The organism is Micromonospora sp. NPDC005161 (assembly GCF_053599855.1).
Map to the genome: position 1 here is coordinate 60,388 of NZ_JBSFYQ010000006.1, position 19,563 is coordinate 79,950.

The window sequence follows — 19,563 nt, forward strand, 5'->3', positions numbered from 1 at the left end:
ACGTTCTCAACGCCGCCTATCCGAGCTGCGTCCCGGGTGCCGAGGGCGGCTGCAGCTCGTCGAGCGGCACGGCGGGGTCGGCCAGTCGGTCGAGGTCGACCGGCTGGGCTGTCGCGACGAGCCGCCGGATCGACGGGACGACGTCCCACACGTTGACGTTCATGCCGGCGAGCACCCGCCCGCCGGCGGTCCAGAAGGCGATGAACTCGCGCTTGGCGACGTCGCCCCGGACGACGACCCGGTCGAACGCCTCGGGCGGGGCGTGTCCGACGTACTCCATTCCCAGGTCGTACTGGTCGGTGTAGAAGTAGGGCAGGTCGTCGTAGCTGACGGGCTGCCCCAGCATGGCGCGGGCCGCCGCGGCGCCGCCGTGGAGTGCGTTGGCCCAGTGCTCGACGCGCAGGCGCCGGCGCAGCACGGGATGGTAGGCGTTGGCGACGTCACCGGCGGCGTAGATCTCCGGGTCGGCGGTGCGCAGGGACGCGTCGACGACGATTCCGTTCTCGACGGTGAGGCCGGCCGCGGTTGCCAGCTCGGTGTTCGGCTGTACGCCCACGGCGACCACCACGGAGTCGGCGGGCACCTCGGTTCCGTCGGCCAGCAGGACCGAGGAGACTCGACCGGTGCCGCGGATCTCGCGGACCTCGGCGCCGAAGTGGAAGGTGACGCCGTGGTCCCGGTGCAGGTTGGCGAACACCTGGGCGATCTCGTCGCCCAGCACCCGGCGCAACGGCAGCGTGGCCGTTTCGACGATGTCGACGGTGGCGCCGCGCTGCCGGGCGGCGGCGGCGACCTCCAGGCCGATCCACCCCGCTCCGATGATCACGACGTGCGCGCCGTCCACCAGCGCCGCGGCGATTCGACGGCTGTCGGCGAGGGTGCGCAGCCGCAGCACCCCGTCCAGGTGGACGCCGGATGCCGCGAGGTCGCGGGGTCTGGAGCCGGTCGCCAGCAGCAGTTTGTCGTAGCGGATCCGCTGGCCGTCGGCGAGCTGGACCTCCCCGTCGGAGCGATCGACGGCGACGGCACGCACGGCGGTGCGCAGGTCGACGTCGTGCTCCGCGTACCACCCGGCGTCGTGCACGTACACGCTATCGGGTTCGGCGCCTCCGGTCAGCAGACCCTTGGACAGTGGCGGCCGCTCGTACGGTCGCTCCGACTCGTCGCCGATCACGACGAGCCCGCCCTCGAAGCCCTCCTCCCGCAGCGTCTGCGCGGCCCGCGCGGCGGCGAGCCCGGCTCCCACGATCACGAACGTGCCGGTCTTCGACATCGGTCCAGCTCCTTTCGAGGTGCGTCGATCAGCGGGGGCCGACCCCGGCCAGGGTGAAGAACTCGGCGCGCGAGCGGTGGTCGTCGCGCAGGGTGCCGAGCAGGGTGGAGGTGATGGTGCTGCTGCCCACGGCCCGGACGCCGCGCAACGTCATGCACAGGTGTTCGGCTTCGATGACCACGCCGACGCCGCGCGGGCGCAGTTGGGTGGTCAGCCAGTCGGCGATCTGTTTGGTCAGGCGTTCCTGGACCTGCGGGCCGTGGGCGAACAGTTCGACCACCCGGGCCAGTTTGGACAGTCCCAGGATGCGTTCGCCGGGCAGGTAGCCGACGTGCGCGACGCCGACGAACGGCAGCAGGTGGTGTTCGCAGACCGACCGGATCGGGATGGCCCGGGCCAGCACCAGTTCGTCGTAGCCTTCGTCGTTGTCGAAGGTGGTCAGCTGGAACTCGCGCGGGGTGAGCAGCTCGGCGTAGGCGCGGGCCATCCGGCCCGGGGTGTCGGCGAGCCCGTTGGCGGACAGGTCGACGCCGAGCGCGGTCAGGAACTCCGCCGCCGCCCGTTCGGCGGCGGCCGGGTCGCGGCGGGGACGCTCGTGCTGCACCCGAAGGGCGGTGACACTCACCTCAGCGACCTCCCACGCCGGGGGCCGCGGGCGCGGTCAGGACCAGTCGGGGAGCCGTGCGTGATCCAGGTGCCGAGTGCGGCAATGCCCATCAGGAGTTCTCCTTGTCTGTGCTGTTGTGGCCCTGCGCCCGGATGGTCTCGTCGGCGACGTGCACGCCGTACCGGTGGACCAGTTCGCCGCCGAGGTGACCGGTGACGGTCAGCCTTGCGGAAGGTCGAAGGCGAAGCTGGATATTTTCACCAACGCTCATTGGTGTTATCGATCATGCTGCCCCTGCGCGGCAGGAATTTCAATAGCCTTCGCTGGTGATAATCTCGGCGCTGTGAGCACGGGCGAGCGCTGGAGCGCGATGGCCTCGCTCGTCGACCGGTCCCGACGGGCGCTGTACGACTACGTGTGCCGGGCCGACCACCCCGTCACCCGGGAGGAGGCGGCCGAGGCGCACGGCATGTCCCGCAACCTCACCGCGTTCCACCTCGACAAGCTCGTCGAGTCCGGTCTGCTGCGGGCCCACTACCAGGGGCCGACCGATCAGCCCCGGGGCCGCGGCCGGACGCCGAAGGTCTACGAGGCGGCCGGCGACGGCGTGGCGATCACCGTTCCCGAACGCCGCTACGAGCTCATCGCCGAGATCCTCGCCGACGCGGTCGCCGACGACCCGCACGACGCCCCCGAGGCGGCGCGACGGCACGCACGGCGACGCGGCCGGGACATCGGAGCACGGGTACGCGACTCCGGCGAGGATCTCATCCCCGTGCTCGCCGGACTCGGCTTCGAACCCGAGACGCTCAGCGACCATGTGCTGCTGCGCAACTGCCCGTTCCACGCCCTCGCCACCCGGCAGACCGCCCTGGTGTGCGGCCTCAACCACGCGTTCCTCACCGGCATGATCGACGGCGCGGGACGCACCGACCTGCTGCCCCGGCTCGCGCCGCGTCCCGGGGCCTGCTGCGTCCGGTTGGACGGCCCGCCGGAGCACCTCTGAGAACACGCCCCAGGCCTGAAACTGTCGGAGGTCGCCCGCACCGGCTCGGCTGCGCCGGCTCGGCTGCGCCGGCGCAGTGCAAGGTCATGCGAGGACGCGTGTGCGCGTGGACCCGGGGGCGTGGTCCTGCGCGTCGAGGTCACGCAGCGCGAAGCGGAGGTGTTCCCACTCCTCGTCGATGATCACCTGAAGGCAGTGCAGGACCGGCTCCTGGTGGTCGGGTGACCATGCGGTGGGCCGTGGTTCGGCGAGCAGCTCCGGAGTGATGGTCGCGAGGAAGTCCCGAACGCTGGCCTGCCGCTCGGCACGCACCTCAAGGAGCTCTGCGAACGTCGGCTGCTCCGTCGAGAACACCGACATGTCGAAGCCGTCGGTCTCGTACTCGACGTGCGGCTGGCCGAGCGGGTGGAAGGGCTGCGGCAGGCGCAGGATCGCCTTGCCCAGCCACGCGTCGGTGGCGAACGCGAGATGGCGCAACGTCTGCGCGAACGACCACTCGCCGCCGATCGAGACGTCGGCGGCACCCTCGGGCATGGACATCACCCGGTCGACTGCGGCCGCCCAGGCCCGTTCGGTCGCCGCCCGCGCCGCGCGGAGGCTGGTCGGGTCCGTGGCCTGCCTCAGCTCGCGCCCGGGGAACCGCCGGTTGAGTTCCGCCTGGACGAGCGGCGCGACGTCGACACCGTTGACCAGGAGCGCACCGTCGGCCAGCCACGGCGCATCGATGTCGAGCCCCCGCACGTCGACGCCGCGCATCACGGCGCCGGCCAGCGTCGACCTGGTGAACCTCGAACCCCGCAGGTCCCTGTCGACAAACGTCGCGGCGTCGTCCCGGGCCATGGCGTCCTCCTACCCTCTTGGCGATCGCGGCGATGCAAGCGCGCCTGTCCGACAACCCGTCGCCCTCCGGGCCGCGGTCGTCGGGGCGGCGCGCGTACCAGTAGTCGACGTTGGACGCCGCCGACGAGCCCTGCTCCGTCAGGCGTCCTTGACGAAGACGATCCCGTCGGTGCTGGCCACGTGGGCCGGGTCGAGCGGGGAGTAGCCGAACCAGGGGGACACCCGGGCAGCGGGCGTCACCGTGGCGAGGGCGGAGGCCAGTCGGCCGGCGTCGACGACGTGACGGTCCTCCGGCAGCGTGTACAGCAGTCCCTCGATGGTGTCCGGGGGCGGGGAGTCCACGCCATGGTGGCGGATCGTGCCGAGTGCTGTGGCGAGGAAGGCGTACCCCTGGCCCAGGTGGGCGTCGACGATCGCGCCAGCGCCCCACCATTGGACCGGCAGGTCGCCCATCCGCATGCTGCTCCTGTCCCGCTGAAGGTGGCCGTTGTGGGCGTTCACCAGCGCCGGGCCCCGCTCGGCGATGGCGAGCAGGTTGGCGGCCATCATGGAATCCCGTACGCCGAGCAGCCTCGCCATGCGGCTGGGTGACGTGTCGGCCATCGCGAAGTGGTAGCGCAGCAGGCCGATGGCGGTGCGCCCGTACAGGCGTGCCCGGTGCCAGTCCTCGCGTGCGGACGCCGCGATCAGGTGGGGCGTCTGCGCGTCGAGCAGCGCTACGAGCTCGTCGGTGAGCAGCCGCAGGTGTTCGGCGTCGGGCGTCCGCCCCACGGTCTGGGACGGGTCCATCATCGCGGCGGGGTTGGTCCACCGGTCGTCGGCGCCGAGCAGGCGATCGAGCGTCTCCGCGGTGCAGGGAAGAAGGTCGGCGTCGACCCAGGTGGTGACGTAGGCGTGAAGTGCGGTGAGGGCCTGCCGGGGGCTCGCGGCGCCGGTGATCTCCAGCGGGCCGTCGAAACCGGCGAAGCGCAACCGCTCTGCCACGGGCCGGCCGTCGTTGTGCGCGCGCATCCAGCGCACCAGCTCTCGGTTGCCCGCGAAGGCGCCCCATTCGTGGCTGAAGCCGTGCTCCATGGCCTCGTCGAGGTTGCCCGTGCCCGAGGTGACGTAGTCGTCCACGATCAGGCCCATCAGGCAGTCGCTCTCGATGGCGATCGTCCGGTAGCCCTCCTGCTCGACGAGTTGCCGGAAAAGATCGTTCCGCAGGTCGAGCAGACCTCCCGCGCCGTGGGTCGGCTCACCCAGGGCGAGCAGCCGTGGTCTGGCCGGAAACAACGCCATGACGGAAGAAGCGTCGACGGCGTGGACGGCGTCTGTGATGCCAGCAGTCATGCCTTGAACGGTATCGTTGAACCAACGGTGCAGACTTTTCAGCAGATGTCAGCAGCACGGCGAGGCAAAACCCTCAAAGCGGTAGCTGGCTGTTGGGGGCGTCCCGGATGGCGAGTGCGGCTTGGACGAGCGCGGCGTGGGTCAGCGTCTGGGGGTAGTTGCCAAGATGGGTGCCGGTTGCCGGGTCCAGCTCTTCGGGATAGAGGCCCAGTGGGCTGGCGTAGCCGAGCATGGTCTCGAACAACTCGACCGCCTCGGTGCGGCGCCCGGTGCGGGCGAGGGCTTGAACCAGCCAGAACGAGCAGGGCAGGAACGCGCCTTCGGTGCCCGGAAAGCCGTCAGACCCCGGCGGATAGCGGTAGAGCAGCGGGCCGCCGGCGGAGAGTTGGTCCCGAATGGCGTCGATGGTGCCCTGCACGTGGGGTGACTCGACGCTGTCCATGTTCAGCAGCGGCAGGACGAGCAGGGCCGCGTCGAGGTCCTCCGAGCCGTATCTGCGCATGTAGCTGCCCGCCGTGGGGTCGAAGCCGGATGCCCGGACCTCGGCGGCGATGGCGTCTCGTGCCTTCTGCCAGCGTCGACGTTGGCGGTCTGGCAGGGCGTGCGTGTCGGCGATGCGCAGCGCGCGGTCCAGTGCGAGCCAGCCCATGAGCTTGGAATGGACGTGTTGGGCAGGTTCGCGGACCTCCCAGATGCCGGCGTCGGGATCCTGCCAGCAACGGGCCACCACGTCGGCGAAGCCGCGCACCGCCCGCCACGTCTCGCTGGAGAGCCTCTGCCCTGCCTGTGCGAACGCCCAGGCGGCGTCGGTCACCCAGCCGTAACCGTCGAGCTGGTGTTGCCCGGCGGCGCCGTTGCCGATCCGTACCGGGACGCTGCCGAGGTAGCCGGGCCAGCCGGCCAGGTCCCGTTCCGCCGGCACGTGGCGCCCGTGCAGGGTGAGCACCGCCGGCAGGCGTGGCCGCTCCAGCCGGCTGGCGTGCAGCAGCCACGCGAGGAAACCGTGGGCCTCGTCGGGTTTGCCCACGCTGAGGAAGGCACTGACGCCGATGCTGGCGTCCCGGGGCCAGACATAGCGGTAGTCCCAGTTCCGTATCCCGCCGGGATCCTCGGGCAGAGACGTTGTGGGTGCGGCCACTGGGGCCCCCGAGGGCGAGTACGTCAGCAGCCGCAGGGTCAACAGACTTCGTACGACGTGTTCCCGGAAAGGCAGTGACCCGTCGATGTCGGCTGTCCAGGACCGCCAGCGGTCTTCGTCCTCGCTCAGCAGGTCCCAGGCCGATGCCGGCTCGACGTGGATCAGCGGTTCGCGATGGGCCACGGCCAGCACGAGTGTGACCGGACGGCCCGGCGTGACCCTGATCCGGGTAGGCCGGCCTGGTTCGATGGTGAGCCCGGGTGTGCTGCCCAGCGAGACCGCGAGGGACCCCCACTCACACACCAGGGCCTCGCGCCGGCGCTGGATCCGGGGCCGACGGTGCCGTACACCGAAGCGGGGATCGAACTCGATGACGGCGTCGACCGCCGCGTCAGCGGCCGACAGACGCCGCACGATCAGTGTCGTGGGCAGCAGGCGGCCGCTGACCTCGGTCACCATGGCCTCGGTGAGGGTGAGCCGGCCGCTGCCCACCGCCCATGTCGTCTCCAGGGTGGCGGTGTACTGCCGGTAGCGCCGTTCGATGACCGTGGCTGGCCCGGCCGGGCCGACCCGGAACGTTCCCGCGTCGGCGCCCCCGATCAGCCTGCCGAACAGGGGCTCGCCGTCGAAGCGAGGCACGCAGAGCCAGTCGATCCCGCCGTCACCGGCGACGAGGGCAGCGGTGCGCGTGTCACCGAGCAGCCCGTAGTCGCTGATCGGCGCCGGGTCCCGGGGACAGTTCGTGTCGTTCGCGCCGGTCATGGAGATCGCCGCCGGACGGGTCGTGCGGCGCGGGTCAGTCGGCCTGTAGGAGCAGCCCGAGGACCACCCCGTAGAGCACGTGGACGGCGGCCACGACCGCGGGAGTCTGGATGCCGTAGTTGACGGCGAACAGGCCGGGCGGCTCCAGCACGGCCGTGGTGGTCAGGCCCGCCCGCTGGGAGGCCATGCGCGGGTGTACGCCCGGAAGCAGCGGTAGGAGCACCGTCAGCGCGATCCCGACGTGGATGGTCCCGAGCAGCGCCCCGATCCACCAGGTGGCGCGGTGCAGCAGGGCGAACGTGGCCGCGTAGCCGAGGGCGAAGCCCTGACCGGCGCAGAGGTGGATGAAGAACCCGACGACTCGGGCCCGGTCGGGATCCTCGGTGACGAGGGTCCCGAGGACCAGCGGAAAGTCGAGGCGGGTGAGGCCGGCCAGTTGGGCAGTGGTCAGCGCCGCGGTGAGCACCGCGGTGGCGACCAGCCCGAACAAACCCCATCCGGCCCAGTCCATTTCAGCGGTGCGACCGGGCCTGAACGGCCGGACAGTGGTTCCGAGCCGTCGGCACGCGGCACCGTGACGTTCTCTCGGTCATCGGTCCGTCCTTCGGCTGAACAACGTGAAAGCTCTATGGTCCTGATCTGGACGCCCGCGTCGCACCACCTCGGACGACAGGGGCCGCGCCGGCTTTTCACCATAAGTCACCGGGATACGGCATGTTGCCTGCTCGCCGAGATGGCGCCGGGACGGCGCCCACGGACCGATTCGGGGTGCGACGTTCCCGCGTCGAGGACGCGGTGTTGATCAGGGGCGTCGTGTGGCGCGCACGACGACGTCGTGCAGCGGACCCGCGTGGCCGCCGGGGCCGGTGACCGTGCGGACGTGCTCCTCGGCGGTGGTGATGTCCCACGCGGTGCTGTCCAGGCCTGCGGTGATGTCCGCGAGGGTGACCGATGCCTCGGCGGGAGGGTGGTGCCCGTGCCCGGTGGCTCCCGGGGTGTGCAGGTGCCCGACGATCAGCAGGGTGCCGCCGGGGGCCACCCATGCGGAGAGGCGGTCGTAGAAGGCCAGTTGCGGCATCGCCGGGTGCGCGTAGTGCGTCGTGACTAGATCGAACCGCACGCCCGGGTCCCAGACGGTCAGGTCCGCTTCGACCCACTGCACGCGCTCGGACACCTCGCTGTTCGCCGCGCGCTCGGCGGCGCGGGCGAGGGCTTCGGGGGCGATGTCGACCGCGGTGACATGCCAGCCGTGCGAGGCGAGCCACATCGCGCCGGCGCCGGTGCCGCACCCGGCATCCAGCGCCGTGCCCGGGACCAGGCTGCTGGTCTCGCGGGCCAGGTACGGCTGCGGCGTACTCCCGGCCATCACCGCGGGTCCGTCCCGGTGCGCCTGGTGCCAGTGCCGCTCCCAGTAGTCCTTGTCGAATCCGTGCGTCATCGGGCCACCCCTTCACCGTCTTCGCGTGTCCTTGACGACTGTGGCCGGCAGTCGAGCGATACGCAAAACTTCTTGCCAAATGGCAAAATGGGGGTATGGGCAACGACCTGGACCGCACGCTCGACGCTGTCGGGCCGAGGCTGAAGCACCTGCGGCTCCGCCGCGGCCTCACGCTCACCGACCTCGCGGAGGAGACCGGCATCTCCGCCAGCACGCTGTCCAGGCTCGAGGCGGGCCTGCGACGCCCCACCCTCGAGCAGCTACTCCCGCTCGCTCGCGCCTACGGCGTCACTCTCGATGAGCTCGTCGACGCGCCACCAACCGGCGACCCCCGCATCAACCTGCGCCCCATCGCCGGCGGCGACGGGTCGACCATCCTGCCCCTGACCCGTAGGCCCGGAGGCATCCAGGCCTACAAGTTCGTCCTCCTGACCGGGGCCGACGACCGCGAACCCGACCTGCGCACCCACGAGGGCTACGACTGGGTCTACGTCCTCAACGGCACGCTGCGCCTGGTCCTCGGCGAGCACCATCTCATCCTCAAACCGGGGGAGGCCGCGGAGTTCGACACCCGAACCCCGCACTGGTTCGGGTCCACCAGCTCCGGTCCCGTCGAGTTCCTCAGCCTCATCGGCAAGCAGGGCGAACGCGCGCACGTCCGCGTAGCACCGGGATCAGGCCCCGAGTAGGGGTGCACGGGCGGCCCGAAGCTCGTCTGCCGTCAGGTTCGGCCGCCCGCCGGGATGTCGGACGGTTGCCCCGGCCGCGGCGACGGCGTATCGGGCGGCGACCGGGGGCGGGTCGCCCCGCAGTAGCGCCGCGGTCAGCGCGGCGACGAGAGCGTCGCCGGCTCCGGTGGTGTCCACCACCTTCTGAGCGGCCAGCGGGACGAGCAGGTGCCCGTCGCCCCACTGCTGGTCGCGCCAGACGAAGAGGTTCCCGGCGTCCACGCCGAAGGCGAGCAGCCGCGGCCCGGCCGCCAGGATGTCGCCGGCGGCGGTCAGCAGCCGGTCGATGTCGTCGGTCGGCGCTGCCGTCCACAAGCGTGCTTCGTGCGCGTCGGCGCGGACGACGTCGGCCGCGGCTAGCAACGCCGGGCCGTCGCTGTCGTTGGCCGGTGCACCGTCCAGCACCACAAGCCGACCAGCGTCGTGGGCCAGGCGCGCGGCGGTGAGGGCCGCCACGGGCGGCTGCTGCAACTGCACGAGTACGGCGTCCGCGGCGCACAGCAGCTCCGCGGAGGCTTCGACGTCGGCCGCGGTGAGGAGTACCTCGTCGGTCAGGTGTTGCAGGTACCGCCACCGCCCGGCTCCGTCGAGCGCCTCCACGATCAGCCCGGTGGAGGTGTCGGGCCGGCGGGCCACCTGAGTGACGTCCACCCCGTCCCGGGTGGCCTGCGCGAGCAGGTGGTCGCCGATGTCGTCGTCGCCCGCCACGGCGACCAGCGCCACCGTCACGCCGAGCTGGACGAGCGCTACCGCCTGGTTGGCGCCTTTGCCGCCCAGCATCTCGCGCCGCCCCCGGACGTCGGCCGCCTGGCCGACCTCCGGCCAGTGGTCGATCTCGAGGACGAGATCGCGGGCGAGTTGGCCGATCACCACCGCGCGGGGACTGCTCATGTCGCTGTTCTACCCCGTACCGGTCATGGCTACCGGTTTGCCGAGACGCGTGGCCGGCCCGACGCGGCCCTAGTCGGCGGGCGAGACGCGGCAGTGGGAACCGGTGGCATCGACACTCCAGTGTCGGCCGGCCACCGCCACACGGTGCAGGCCGACCCGTCCGAGTTCGTCGGGGACGTGGGCGTCGGCGAGGAGCCCGTCCTCGCCCGGCTCGAGGCCGAGCATCGTGCGCAGAAACAGCAGGGGCGCCCCGCTGGCCCAGGCCTGCGGGTTGCAGGCGGTGGGGTACGGCACGGGCTGGCGACCGAAGGACCGGTCGTAGCCGGAGAGCGCCTCGGGCAGCCGGTGATCGGAGTCCCGGGAGGCCTCCAGCATCGCCATCGCGATCCGGTTCGCTTCCTTCCGGTAGCCGTAACGGGCCAGCCCCGCGGCGATGATGGAGTTGTCGTGCGGCCACACCGTGCCGACGTGGTAGCCGATCGGGTTGTAGCCGATGTCCAGGGCCGACAGGGTGCGTACGCCCCATCCCGAGAACATCTCCGGAGACATGAGCTGTCGCGCGACCTGTCCGGCTCGATCCTCGGGGACGATGCCGCTCCACAGCAGGTGACCCATGTTCGAGGTCATCGAGTCGATGGGCCGTTTGTCGCCGTCCAGGCCGACGGCGTAGTGGCCGCCCCGTTCGGGGATCCAGTAGTCCCGGTTGAACCTCTCGCGCAGGCCTGCGGCCTCGGCGCGCAGGCGGTGGGCCATCGGGGGGTCGTGCCATGGCCCGTCGGCCAGTTCCGCCATGCGCAGTTTCGCGTCATAGGTGTAGCCCTGTGTCTCACAGGTGGCGATCGGCAGGACGGGAATCGTCCCGTCGGCGTACTGCACACCGTCGGGGGAGTCTCGCCAGCACTGGTTGCCGAGGCCCTGGGTGGAGCGGGTGGCGTACTCGACGTAGCCGTCGCCATCGCGATCACCGTGACGGTCGATCCACCGCAGCGCGGCCTCGGCGTTCTCGCGCAGCCGGCACACCAGCTCGGCGTCCCGGGTCCATCGCCAGTATTCGGACAGGAGGATCAGCCAGAGTGGCGTGGTGTCGGCGGCACCGTAGTAGGGACGGTAGGGCTTGATGCCCAGCTGGCTGAGCTCACCCGAGCGGTACTCGTGCAGGATCTTGCCCGGCTCCTGGTCGGTGAAGTCGTCGAACACTCTGGCCTGGTGGTCGGCCAGCACGATGAGTGCTCCCCGGGCAACCTCCGAGCCGCAGGTTATGGTCTGGTACGCCGTGATCAGCGTGTCGCGGCCGAAGGTGGTCAGAAACCACGGCAGACCCGCGGAGAAGAGGACGACCGATTCGCCGGCGATGGTCTTCTCGAGCCGCATGGACACCAGGTCGATCGCCGACCTGTGGTAGACGTCGCGCAACAGATCCGCCTCCGCGTGCAGACGCGGCTTCTCCGCCGCCCACCGCGTCGACGGGTCCTCCGGCCCATGATCGAACGTCTCGCCGAACCCGCGCACCACGGGCCGGCGGTCCTCCCCGCCGCACCACAGCGGCACACGCAACTCACAGCTCCACTTCTGTCCCCGCTCGAGGCGCAGGTTCCATACCAGGGCATCGCCGTCGACCAGGTCGGGAGGTGGGTCGGCTTCGACGCTCACCGAGGCGGCGTAGCTGCCGTTGCGGTAGTGGAACCCGAGTGCCGAGGCGTCCCGTCCGTCCTGGCGGGTGATGTCCGGGGTGCGGTCGCGGCCGGACTCCTTGATCTCGAACAGGTCGGCGAAGTCGGTGCCGACCGCCAGGCGCAGCCGGATCGATGTCGGCTCGATGCCGAAATAGCGCAGTTCGACGCGCTCATAGAGGCCGTCGCCGACGAAGCGCTGCCGCCGCACGCCGACCCGATTCGCGGGCAGGTGGGGCAGGTCGGCATTCGCCAGGAAGAACGCCGCCGAGTAGGCGTCGACGGTCCCGGAGGAGAGCACCAGCAGCGGTGCGTCGTCGATCGTCAGCTCCCACTGGTTGAGGAACCGGGTGTCGTCGTGGACGAGACCGCCGATCGAGCCCCTCGGCACGTTTCCCGCGGCGTCGGAGAACATGAACGTGCGGCCCTCCAGCACACCGACCGCGTCGGGGCCCAACTCCGGAGGCAGGTCTCGGGATGCGCCGCTGGACACCCGCCCCGCCGACATGTACGGCCACGGATCCACGGGCGTCGGCCGCCGTGATGTCGCGGTCACCCACACCTCCTCAGGTTGCCTGACGTCACCGCACCGGGTTCCCGGCCACACGCAAGTCATCCCGCCGCATTCGCTGCCAGTGGCGCCGCGCGAATGCGGACGTCGAGCGCCGGGTGGGCGGTACGGGCCCGACTGCCCGGTTCGGTCCGGTGACGTCCACCGAACGCCGCCGACATCCGACGATGAACGGGATGGCCCGGCCATCGGCGACCGACGATCATGCCTTCATGAATCCCGCTCCGGGCGCCGTCTCCGCCGATCCGCTCCGGCCCCGCCGAATCTGGTACGTCGTCGCGGCGCTGATCGCCGCCGGCGGTGTGCTGGCCGCCGCGGTGGCGCTGTTCCTCGTTCCGTTCGGGGGTGAACTCGGGCAGCCGGTCACGTCCGGACAGCCGTTCACGGTGCACCTTCCCGAGGGCGGGAAGGTGGTGTGGGCCAAGGCCAGCGGCCCGGACGCACCGGGTGTGAGTTGCGCACCGGCACGGGTGGAGGCCGAGGAGCTCGAGGAGTGGCAGATGGTCTCGATGCGTTTCGACGACCTCACCCTGGAGGCGGACGGCGAACGCTGGCAAGCGGTGGTGCTGGTGGGCGCCAGGCCGACCGGCACGTACACCCTGACCTGCACGGCCTCGGCGGCGGACGGGACGCCGTCGCTGTCGATCGGCGATCCTCCCCGCTTCTACGGCGCGCGTTCGGAGGCGCTGGCCGGGCTGGCCGCCTCGATCCTGGCGCCCCTCGGCGTGCTCGTCGGCGCCGCGTTGGCGGTGGTCGTCGCGGTCCGGCGGCGGGCAGAGCGGGAACGGGCTGGTCACGCTCGTGTTGGCCCGGTCGGCCCGTGACATGATTGCGCCCATGGGTAAGCAGCAGGACGTCGGCGGGCCCGACCGTCAGAGCGGTTCAGGCACCACCAACCATCCTGTGACCGGTGGCAGCGCGGACGCGCAGCTCGCGCTCGCGCAGGACCCCGCCACGCCACAGATGACCCTCATCGATCTGGCGTCGGACCCGTCGGCGGTGGTTCGTAAGGCGGTCGCGTCCCGGACCGACGCACCCGCGCAGGCGCTGCGATCGCTGACCCGGGACGCTGATCGTCAGGTCCGGGAGGCCGTTGCGAGAAACACGTCGACCTCGGTCGGCAATCTCCTGCGTCTCGTCAAGGACGCCGACCGGTGGGTCCGCTGGGCGGTCGCCGGCAACCCGGCCTGCGATGAGTCGGTTCGCCAGGTGATGGCGGCGGCGCCCGACAAGGAGCTTCGCGGTCTCCTCGCGGAGACCCGGGGGTTGGAGCCCGACCTGGCCGCAAGGTTGATCGACGACGTCTCACCCGAGGTACGGGAACGACTCGCCACCCACACCCACGACCCCGACGTGATCACCGCCCTGATGGCCGACCGCACCGCGCGCGTACGCAAGGGGGTCGCCCGCAACCCGCGGACCACCGCCGCGCAGCGCAGCGTGCTCGCCCAGGACCCGGTGGTCGACGTCCGCGCCGCGCTGGTGCGGGCGGTCGAGCTGGACGAGGCGGATCTGGAACGCCTGGTCGACGACCGTTCGGTGCAGGTCCGACTGGCGATGGCGAAGTCCGAGGTCATCCCGTCGCGGATCCGGCACGCTCTCGGGCGTGACCCTGACGAGACGGTGGCCGACGCGGCGCGGAGCTTCCGCCCGGGAGCGGGCAATTCGCCGGTGGTACGGGCGCCACGCGTCGGTCACCGGCGCTCCGGGACCGGCCCGGGTCGCCCGGGCGGCGCCACGCGTTGAGGAGCCGGCGGCCGCGCCGGACCGGTGACCACCGGGCCGAAGCGCGGCCAGCTACGGGCCGACCGGGACTGTTAACCTCCGGGGTTCCATCACGGGGGAGGTACACGATGGGTGGTCCGACGGAATCGCCGACCGAGCATCTCAGCGAGCTGCTCGCAGCGTCGCCGGTCCGGGGCGGCCGGCGTCGCCTGCCGTGGGCGCTGGGCAGCCTGCTGGTCCTGCTGCTGCTCCTCGGTGGCGGGCTGTACGCCGTCGCGCCGCTGCGCGACCCGCTGCCCGCCCCGACGGTCGAGCTGACCCTGCCGGCGTCGATGGCCATTCCCGGTACGGCGCCGCGACTGCCCTGGCCGCGTACGGGCCAGGCGATGATCTCGGTGGACGGGCTCGGGACGATGGGCGCCTTCGGCGGGTCGAAGCGGCTGCCGATCGCGAGCGTGACGAAGGTTATGACGGCCTACGTGATCCTCACCGAGCACCCTCTCGCTGTCGGTGAGCAGGGGCCGAAACTGACGGTCAGTGCCGCGCAGGCGGCCGCGTACCCGGCCGAGAATGCACGCGGCGAGTCGCTCGTGGAGGTGCGGGCCGGGGAGGTGATCACCGAGCGGCAGGCGTTGCAGGCGGTGCTCCTGCCCTCGGCGAACAACATGGCGCGGATCCTCGCGGCCTGGGACTCGGGCAGCGTCGCCGCCTTCGTCGAGAAGATGAACGCAGTGGCGGACGACCTCGGCATGTCCGACACCCACTACACCGACCCCTCCGGCCTCGACCCGGAGACCGTGAGTACGGCGCGGGACCAGGTGATCCTGGCGAGCCGGGCGATGGCGTTGCCGGCGTTCGCCGAGATCGTCAAGCAGAAGCAGGCGACCATTCCGGTGGCCGGCACGGTGCGGAACTACAACGAGCTGGTCGGCCGCGACGGTGTCGTGGGCATCAAGACCGGCTCCACCGACGAGGCCGGCGGCTGTCTCGTCTTCGCGGCGGTGGTCACCGTGGGCGGCCGGAAGCTCCGCGTCGTCGGTGCCGTCCTGGGCCAACCCGGCGCCAACACCCCGGTCCAGCTGGACCGGGTGTTCGCGGTGACCCGGTCGTTGCTGCGCTCGACAGCGGCCGCGCTCGCTGTCCACACGCTCGTCGAGGCCGGCGAGCAGGTTGCCACCGTGCGCGGCCCGCTGGGTGCCGGCAGCACCATCGGCGCCGGCGAGAAGGTCGAGGTGGTCGGCTGGCCCGGCCTGCGGGTACGGCTTGACGCGCAGATCCCCGAGGTGTCGTCGCGGATCGCCGCTGGCGCCGAGCACGGCCAGCTCACGGTCACCGCCGGCGTCGGCGAGCCGGTCGTCACGACGCTGCGGACCGGCGCCGCGATGGAACCGCCGACCAGCTGGGAACGCATTCGCCGCCACCGCTGAGCGTCGGACGAGACGTTCGACGCTCAGCGGTGGTGTGCCGCTGCCGTCAACCGACGGTGGCGGTGTAGAAGGCGCTCGGGGGTCGCCGGCGAGGGACGGCTTGACGTGGGCGCTCCGGAGGTGCAAGCCGTGTGGCCAGCGCCACAACCAGGGTGCGGGACGTGCGGATCGGTGAACTCGCCGCCAGGACCGGCGTGTCAGTGCGAGCCCTGCGCTACTACGAGGAGCAGGAGCTGCTGATCGGGGCGCGCAGTAGCGGCGGCCAGCGCCACTACCCCGACAGTGCCGTCGACCGGGTCAACCTGATCCAGATGCTGTACGGCGCCGGCCTGTCCAGCAGGACCATCCTGGACCTGCTGCCCTGCGTCGACGCGAACGTCAACACCCCGCAGTCCCGCGCCCTGCTCAACGCCGAACGCGACCGCGTCGAGCAGCAGATCACCCAACTGACTCAGGTCAGAGATCGGCTCGACGCCGTCATCGCGTCCAGCGAGAGCCCGGCCAGCGGCTGTACCCGGATGGAGGCCGAAGCGCCGTAGCGGGCCCGGGTCCTACGAGATGGTCTGTGGCGCGGCCTCCGGCTGCCCGCCGGACGGTGCCTGGTCGAGCGCGTGGCCACGGACGCCGCGCGTCAGCAGGTAGCCGATCATCCAGAACTCGCCAACCGTCGCCGGAAGGACGAGAGCGTCGGCGACGGACTGAGCGCCAGGAGCGAGGTATCCGACGAACGCGCTGAGCAGGTATCCGATGCCGCCGCCGACGAGGATGTACCCGAGCGGGCGTGGCATCCAGTTCGAGCGGAGCACGCAGCTGCCCATGGGGATGAGCCACAGGCCGAAGAACAGCCCCCCGACGGCCCACAGGTTTCCGCTGATCAGGTAGAGGAGCTGGACGGTGGCTGCCGCATCGCCGACGGGGTCGAGCGCGATGTCGAGCGCTGTGCCGAGCAGCGCCGCGCTGACGAGGACCACGACCGCGTTGATGAGGCCGAACGCGGCGATGGCGCTGGCGGCGCGTGCGTCCGCGGTGCGGAACAGCCGGTAGAACCAGACGGCGGCGAGGGCCTGGGTGACGACGATGAGCAGTTCGAACGCGACGCCGGCCCGGGCGAGTGCCTCGTGCTGGACCAGATTGTCGAGCGTCGCGCCGGGGTCGTCGGCGTTGAAGAGGCGCGGCCGGATGAGCAGAAAGCCGAGTGCGCCGGAGACGGCCAGGCCGAGGTAGAGCGTCCCGGCTGCGCGGGCGGTACGGGTCAGGGCGGGCATCGTGGCTCCTTCGGGGAGGCCGTACCGGATCGTGGAGTGGTGGTGACTCCCTTACAACGTAAGGCAACCATACGATGTAAGGTGCTGGCAAGAGTGGGGGGACAGATGGCAGCGAAGGCGGCTCGGCAGCCGCTCAACCGTGAGCGCGTACTGTCGGCGGCGGTCGCCCTGGCGGATGCGGAGGGAATCCCGGCCCTGACGATGCGCCGCCTCGCCGGCGACCTCGGTGTCGAGGCCATGTCGCTCTACCACCACCTGCCCGCCAAGGAGGCACTCCTCGACGGCGTCGTGGAGACCGTGATCGCGGAGATCGACGCCGCGGTTGGCCGCCTCTTCGCGAACGGTGACGACGGAGACTGGCGTACGCGACTGCGCGGGCAGTTCCTCGCGGCGCGGCAGATCATGCTGCGTCACCCGTGGATGCCAGAGCTGTTGGGCTCGCGCCGTGCCATCCCCGTCGGCCTGTACACGTACTACGACGGGGTCGTGGGAACCCTTCTCCGGGCCGGGTTCTCGCACCACCTCGCGCACCGCGCGTTGCACGCGTTCGGCAGCCTGCCGCTCGGGTTCGCGCAGGAGATCTTCAGCCCGGCGGCGGGCGCGAGCATGGAGGCCGACATGGCGGAAGCCGACCTGGCCGCGATGGCCTCGGCCCTGCCGCACCTGACGGCCATGGTGGCGACCGAGATGCACGACGGCACCGACCCCACGCTCGGCTGGTGTGACAGCCAGCTCGAATTCGAGTTCACCCTCGACCTGCTCCTGGACGGGCTCGAACGCCTCCGCGGCCAGGCCGCGACAAAGAGCTAATTCACGACAGACTCTGCGTGTCGGGCAATGGCCGAGGCCTGTGCAACGATCGTCGGGCGCCCTGTCGAACAGCCCTTCCCGCCGGCCCGTCCACACTGTCGTGGACCGACACGGGGGAGGGCGCCACACCTCGTACCCCTTGGAGAGCACGATGCCCCTCTCCCCGGCGCGGGTCTTCGCCGCGCTCAATGCCGTGCTGCCCCCCGACCAGGCGTCCCCGGTCATGGGCAAGGCCGTCGTGCTCGGCGGCAGCATCGCCGGACTGCTGGCCGCCCGGGTGTTGTCCGACTACGCGGAGAGCGTCGTCATCATCGACCGGGACGACCTGGAGGTGACGGGCGGGAGGCCCGGCGTGCCACAGGGGACGCAGCTGCACGCGCTGCTGCCCGGCGGCTTCGTCCAGTTCGAGCGCCTCTTCCCGGGATTCCGCGAGCAGGCCCTGGCCCAGGGAGCGATCGAGGCGCCGCCCGCGGCGAGGCGGAACTACCTCGACGGCCGTCTCAAGGTGATCGTCCCCGACGACGCCGACAGCCTGGCGGGCAGTCGCCCTCTCCTGGAGGGGCTGATCCGCCAGCAGGTGCTGCGGCTGCCGAACGTCAAGACGGTCACCGCCCGCGCCACCGGTCTCGTGTTCGACGGCGCCGTGGCGAGCGGTGTCCGCTGCGAGGTCGGCGGGGTTCCCGGGGTCGAGAGCGGCGACATCGTGGTGGACGCCATGGGGCGTTCGAGCAGGCTCTCCGACTGGCTGGAGCAGGCCGGTTGGGACCGACCCGCCACACGGCGGATGACCGTGCACCTGAACTACGCGACCGCCCTGTTCCGACGTCCCGAGGCGGACCCGGCCTCGACGGTCGTGCTGGCGCTGCACACGCCGAAGATGTCGCTGGACGTGGTCGGTGCCGCGTTCTTCGCGATCGAGGGCGGCCGGTGGATGGCCATGATGGCCGGTTACGGGGACAGCCGCCCGGGAAGTACGGCGGAGGACTTCGTCCGTCGGCTGCGGGAGCAGTTCCCACCGGAGTTCGGTGCGGTCGCCGGAAACGAGATGCTGGGCGACGTCCAGACCTACCACCATGCCGACAGTCGCCGGCGGGACTTCCACGCGGTGCAGCGTTTCCCGGCGGGCCTGGTCAGCGTCGGTGACGCCGTCGCGTCGTTCAACCCGGTGTACGGGCAGGGGATGACCGCGGCGGCTCTGCACGCGGCCTGCCTGTCGACGTACCTGCGGTCCGGCCCGGATCTGAGCGCGCCCGCGCGCCGGTACCTCGCCCTGCAGAAGGTCGTGGTCGACGCCGCCTGGTCGACGTCGACCTCCGCCGACCTGGCGTTGCCGCACGTCGACGGCCCCTACCCGCGTGGCTACCGGTTCTCCAACTGGGCCAGCGATCAGATCGTCAGGGCGACCGTCACGGACGTGGCGACCGCGCGACGGTTCAATGAGGTCGTCTCCATGCGCAAGCACCCGCTCGCGCTGGCCGCACCCCGCGTGATCCTGGGCGCCCTGCGCGCCAACCGGCGGGCGCGCTGATCGGTCCGCCCGAGGTGGCGTCACGCGGCCGCCGCGCGCGACTACTGCTGCTGAATCTTGCGCAGGATGTCGACGACGAAGCGGTGGTCGTCCAGCTGCGGAAGGCCGGACACGCCCATCCAGCCGACCACGCCGGTGCCGCGAACACGCAGTGGCACCGCGCCCCCGGCGGCCGCGTAGCGGGAGGCCGGCAGGCCGTACTTCTCCGCCAGCGTCACCTGCTTGTCCTGGCAGAGCCGGGCCATGTACAGCGACGAGTGCTCGAACCGCATCACCACGCGCCCCTTGCGGCGCAGCCACACGTCGTTGTCCGCGGTGGAGCCGGGCAGGCCGCTGTGGAACAGCTGGCGCCCGGCCCGCCACACACCCACCGCGATCGGGAGCCGCTGCTCGCTCGCGGCGGCAACGGCGAGCGTCCCCAGCTCGTACGCGTCCGTCTCCGACAGGCCCGCGAGCTCCAGCTCGCTCTCCTCGCGCAGCAGCTCGTCCAGCGTGGGCCACGGGTCGTGGTCAGATGGCATGCGTACCTTCTCCTCGTCGAGTGGGCGTACC

Annotated in this window: 20 protein-coding genes; 8 read left to right on the plus strand and 12 right to left on the minus strand. The window is 71.3% G+C overall.

The window, feature by feature from the left end:
• Positions 1-16: 16 nt before the first annotated feature.
• From ACWD5O_RS08120 to ACWD5O_RS08130, 3 genes are all read right to left on the minus strand, one after another.
• The gene (locus tag ACWD5O_RS08120; RefSeq protein ID WP_450084924.1) at positions 17-1,273 is read right to left on the minus strand and encodes an NAD(P)/FAD-dependent oxidoreductase; all 1,257 of its coding nucleotides are present in this window, start codon (positions 1,271-1,273) and stop codon (positions 17-19) included.
• Positions 1,274-1,301: 28 nt separating this feature from the next.
• Positions 1,302-1,898 carry a GTP cyclohydrolase I FolE gene (gene folE, locus ACWD5O_RS08125; protein WP_450084925.1) on the minus strand — a complete coding sequence of 199 codons (597 nt, stop codon included), beginning with the start codon at positions 1,896-1,898 and terminating at the stop codon, positions 1,302-1,304.
• A 91-nt stretch (positions 1,899-1,989) separates the two neighbouring features.
• Positions 1,990-2,151, minus strand: coding sequence for a hypothetical protein (locus tag ACWD5O_RS08130; protein WP_450084926.1), 162 nt, complete (start codon positions 2,149-2,151; stop codon positions 1,990-1,992).
• A 72-nt stretch (positions 2,152-2,223) separates the two neighbouring features.
• On the opposite strand from ACWD5O_RS08130, the gene ACWD5O_RS08135 reads away from it, so the two are divergent.
• The gene (locus ACWD5O_RS08135; RefSeq protein WP_354966830.1) at positions 2,224-2,886 is read left to right on the plus strand and encodes a helix-turn-helix transcriptional regulator; all 663 of its coding nucleotides are present in this window, start codon (positions 2,224-2,226) and stop codon (positions 2,884-2,886) included.
• Between the two features lie 84 nt (positions 2,887-2,970).
• Here ACWD5O_RS08135 and ACWD5O_RS08140 read toward each other — a convergent pair whose 3' ends face one another.
• From ACWD5O_RS08140 to ACWD5O_RS08160, 5 genes are all read right to left on the minus strand, one after another.
• On the minus strand, positions 2,971-3,726 hold the full coding sequence (locus tag ACWD5O_RS08140) for a DinB family protein (RefSeq protein ID WP_450084927.1): 756 nt from the start codon (positions 3,724-3,726) through the stop codon (positions 2,971-2,973).
• A gap of 138 nt (positions 3,727-3,864) precedes the next feature.
• Positions 3,865-5,058: an erythromycin esterase family protein gene (locus tag ACWD5O_RS08145; protein WP_450084928.1), complete on the minus strand. Its 1,194-nt coding sequence runs from the start codon at positions 5,056-5,058 to the stop codon at positions 3,865-3,867.
• Positions 5,059-5,131: 73 nt separating this feature from the next.
• A complete protein-coding gene (locus tag ACWD5O_RS08150; RefSeq protein ID WP_450084929.1) occupies positions 5,132-6,958 on the minus strand; it encodes a glycoside hydrolase family 15 protein in 1,827 nt (608 codons plus the stop codon).
• Positions 6,959-6,992: 34 nt separating this feature from the next.
• Positions 6,993-7,469 (minus strand): hypothetical protein, encoded by a 477-nt coding sequence (locus ACWD5O_RS08155; RefSeq protein ID WP_450084930.1) that lies wholly within the window; start codon positions 7,467-7,469, stop codon positions 6,993-6,995.
• A 291-nt stretch (positions 7,470-7,760) separates the two neighbouring features.
• Positions 7,761-8,396, minus strand: a complete 636-nt coding sequence (locus ACWD5O_RS08160; protein WP_450084931.1) for a class I SAM-dependent methyltransferase — start codon at positions 8,394-8,396, stop codon at positions 7,761-7,763.
• A 95-nt stretch (positions 8,397-8,491) separates the two neighbouring features.
• On the opposite strand from ACWD5O_RS08160, the gene ACWD5O_RS08165 reads away from it, so the two are divergent.
• The gene (locus ACWD5O_RS08165; protein WP_450084932.1) at positions 8,492-9,085 is read left to right on the plus strand and encodes a helix-turn-helix domain-containing protein; all 594 of its coding nucleotides are present in this window, start codon (positions 8,492-8,494) and stop codon (positions 9,083-9,085) included.
• Here ACWD5O_RS08165 and ACWD5O_RS08170 read toward each other — a convergent pair.
• Positions 9,071-10,015 (minus strand): PfkB family carbohydrate kinase, encoded by a 945-nt coding sequence (locus ACWD5O_RS08170; RefSeq protein ID WP_450084933.1) that lies wholly within the window; start codon positions 10,013-10,015, stop codon positions 9,071-9,073. The two genes, ACWD5O_RS08165 and ACWD5O_RS08170, sit on opposite strands and share 15 nt — an antisense overlap.
• Positions 10,016-10,084: 69 nt before the next feature.
• Positions 10,085-12,241 (minus strand): amylo-alpha-1,6-glucosidase, encoded by a 2,157-nt coding sequence (locus ACWD5O_RS08175; RefSeq protein ID WP_450084934.1) that lies wholly within the window; start codon positions 12,239-12,241, stop codon positions 10,085-10,087.
• A gap of 227 nt (positions 12,242-12,468) precedes the next feature.
• On the opposite strand from ACWD5O_RS08175, the gene ACWD5O_RS08180 reads away from it, so the two are divergent.
• The 4 genes from ACWD5O_RS08180 to ACWD5O_RS08195 all read left to right on the plus strand — a co-directional run bounded on the left by ACWD5O_RS08180 (position 12,469) and on the right by ACWD5O_RS08195 (position 15,947).
• Positions 12,469-13,080, plus strand: a complete 612-nt coding sequence (locus ACWD5O_RS08180; RefSeq protein ID WP_450084935.1) for a hypothetical protein — start codon at positions 12,469-12,471, stop codon at positions 13,078-13,080.
• A gap of 13 nt (positions 13,081-13,093) precedes the next feature.
• Positions 13,094-14,002: a hypothetical protein gene (locus ACWD5O_RS08185; RefSeq protein ID WP_354966820.1), complete on the plus strand. Its 909-nt coding sequence runs from the start codon at positions 13,094-13,096 to the stop codon at positions 14,000-14,002.
• A gap of 107 nt (positions 14,003-14,109) precedes the next feature.
• Complete coding sequence (locus ACWD5O_RS08190) at positions 14,110-15,408, plus strand: D-alanyl-D-alanine carboxypeptidase family protein (RefSeq protein WP_450084936.1); 1,299 nt, start codon at positions 14,110-14,112, stop codon at positions 15,406-15,408.
• A gap of 161 nt (positions 15,409-15,569) precedes the next feature.
• Positions 15,570-15,947: a MerR family transcriptional regulator gene (locus tag ACWD5O_RS08195; protein WP_354966904.1), complete on the plus strand. Its 378-nt coding sequence runs from the start codon at positions 15,570-15,572 to the stop codon at positions 15,945-15,947.
• Between the two features lie 12 nt (positions 15,948-15,959).
• On the opposite strand, the gene ACWD5O_RS08200 is transcribed toward ACWD5O_RS08195, so the two are convergent.
• Positions 15,960-16,673 (minus strand): DUF4386 domain-containing protein, encoded by a 714-nt coding sequence (locus ACWD5O_RS08200; protein WP_354966818.1) that lies wholly within the window; start codon positions 16,671-16,673, stop codon positions 15,960-15,962.
• 105 nt (positions 16,674-16,778) lie between these two features.
• Here ACWD5O_RS08200 and ACWD5O_RS08205 point away from each other — a divergent pair, with 105 nt between their 5' ends.
• Positions 16,779-17,483, plus strand: coding sequence for a TetR/AcrR family transcriptional regulator C-terminal domain-containing protein (locus ACWD5O_RS08205; protein WP_354966817.1), 705 nt, complete (start codon positions 16,779-16,781; stop codon positions 17,481-17,483).
• A gap of 151 nt (positions 17,484-17,634) precedes the next feature.
• Entirely contained in the window at positions 17,635-19,011 is a 1,377-nt protein-coding gene (locus tag ACWD5O_RS08210) for an FAD-dependent oxidoreductase (RefSeq protein ID WP_387326450.1), read from the plus strand.
• Between the two features lie 41 nt (positions 19,012-19,052).
• Here ACWD5O_RS08210 and ACWD5O_RS08215 read toward each other — a convergent pair whose 3' ends face one another.
• On the minus strand, positions 19,053-19,532 hold the full coding sequence (locus tag ACWD5O_RS08215) for a heme-degrading domain-containing protein (protein WP_354966815.1): 480 nt from the start codon (positions 19,530-19,532) through the stop codon (positions 19,053-19,055).
• Positions 19,533-19,563 lie beyond the last annotated feature (31 nt).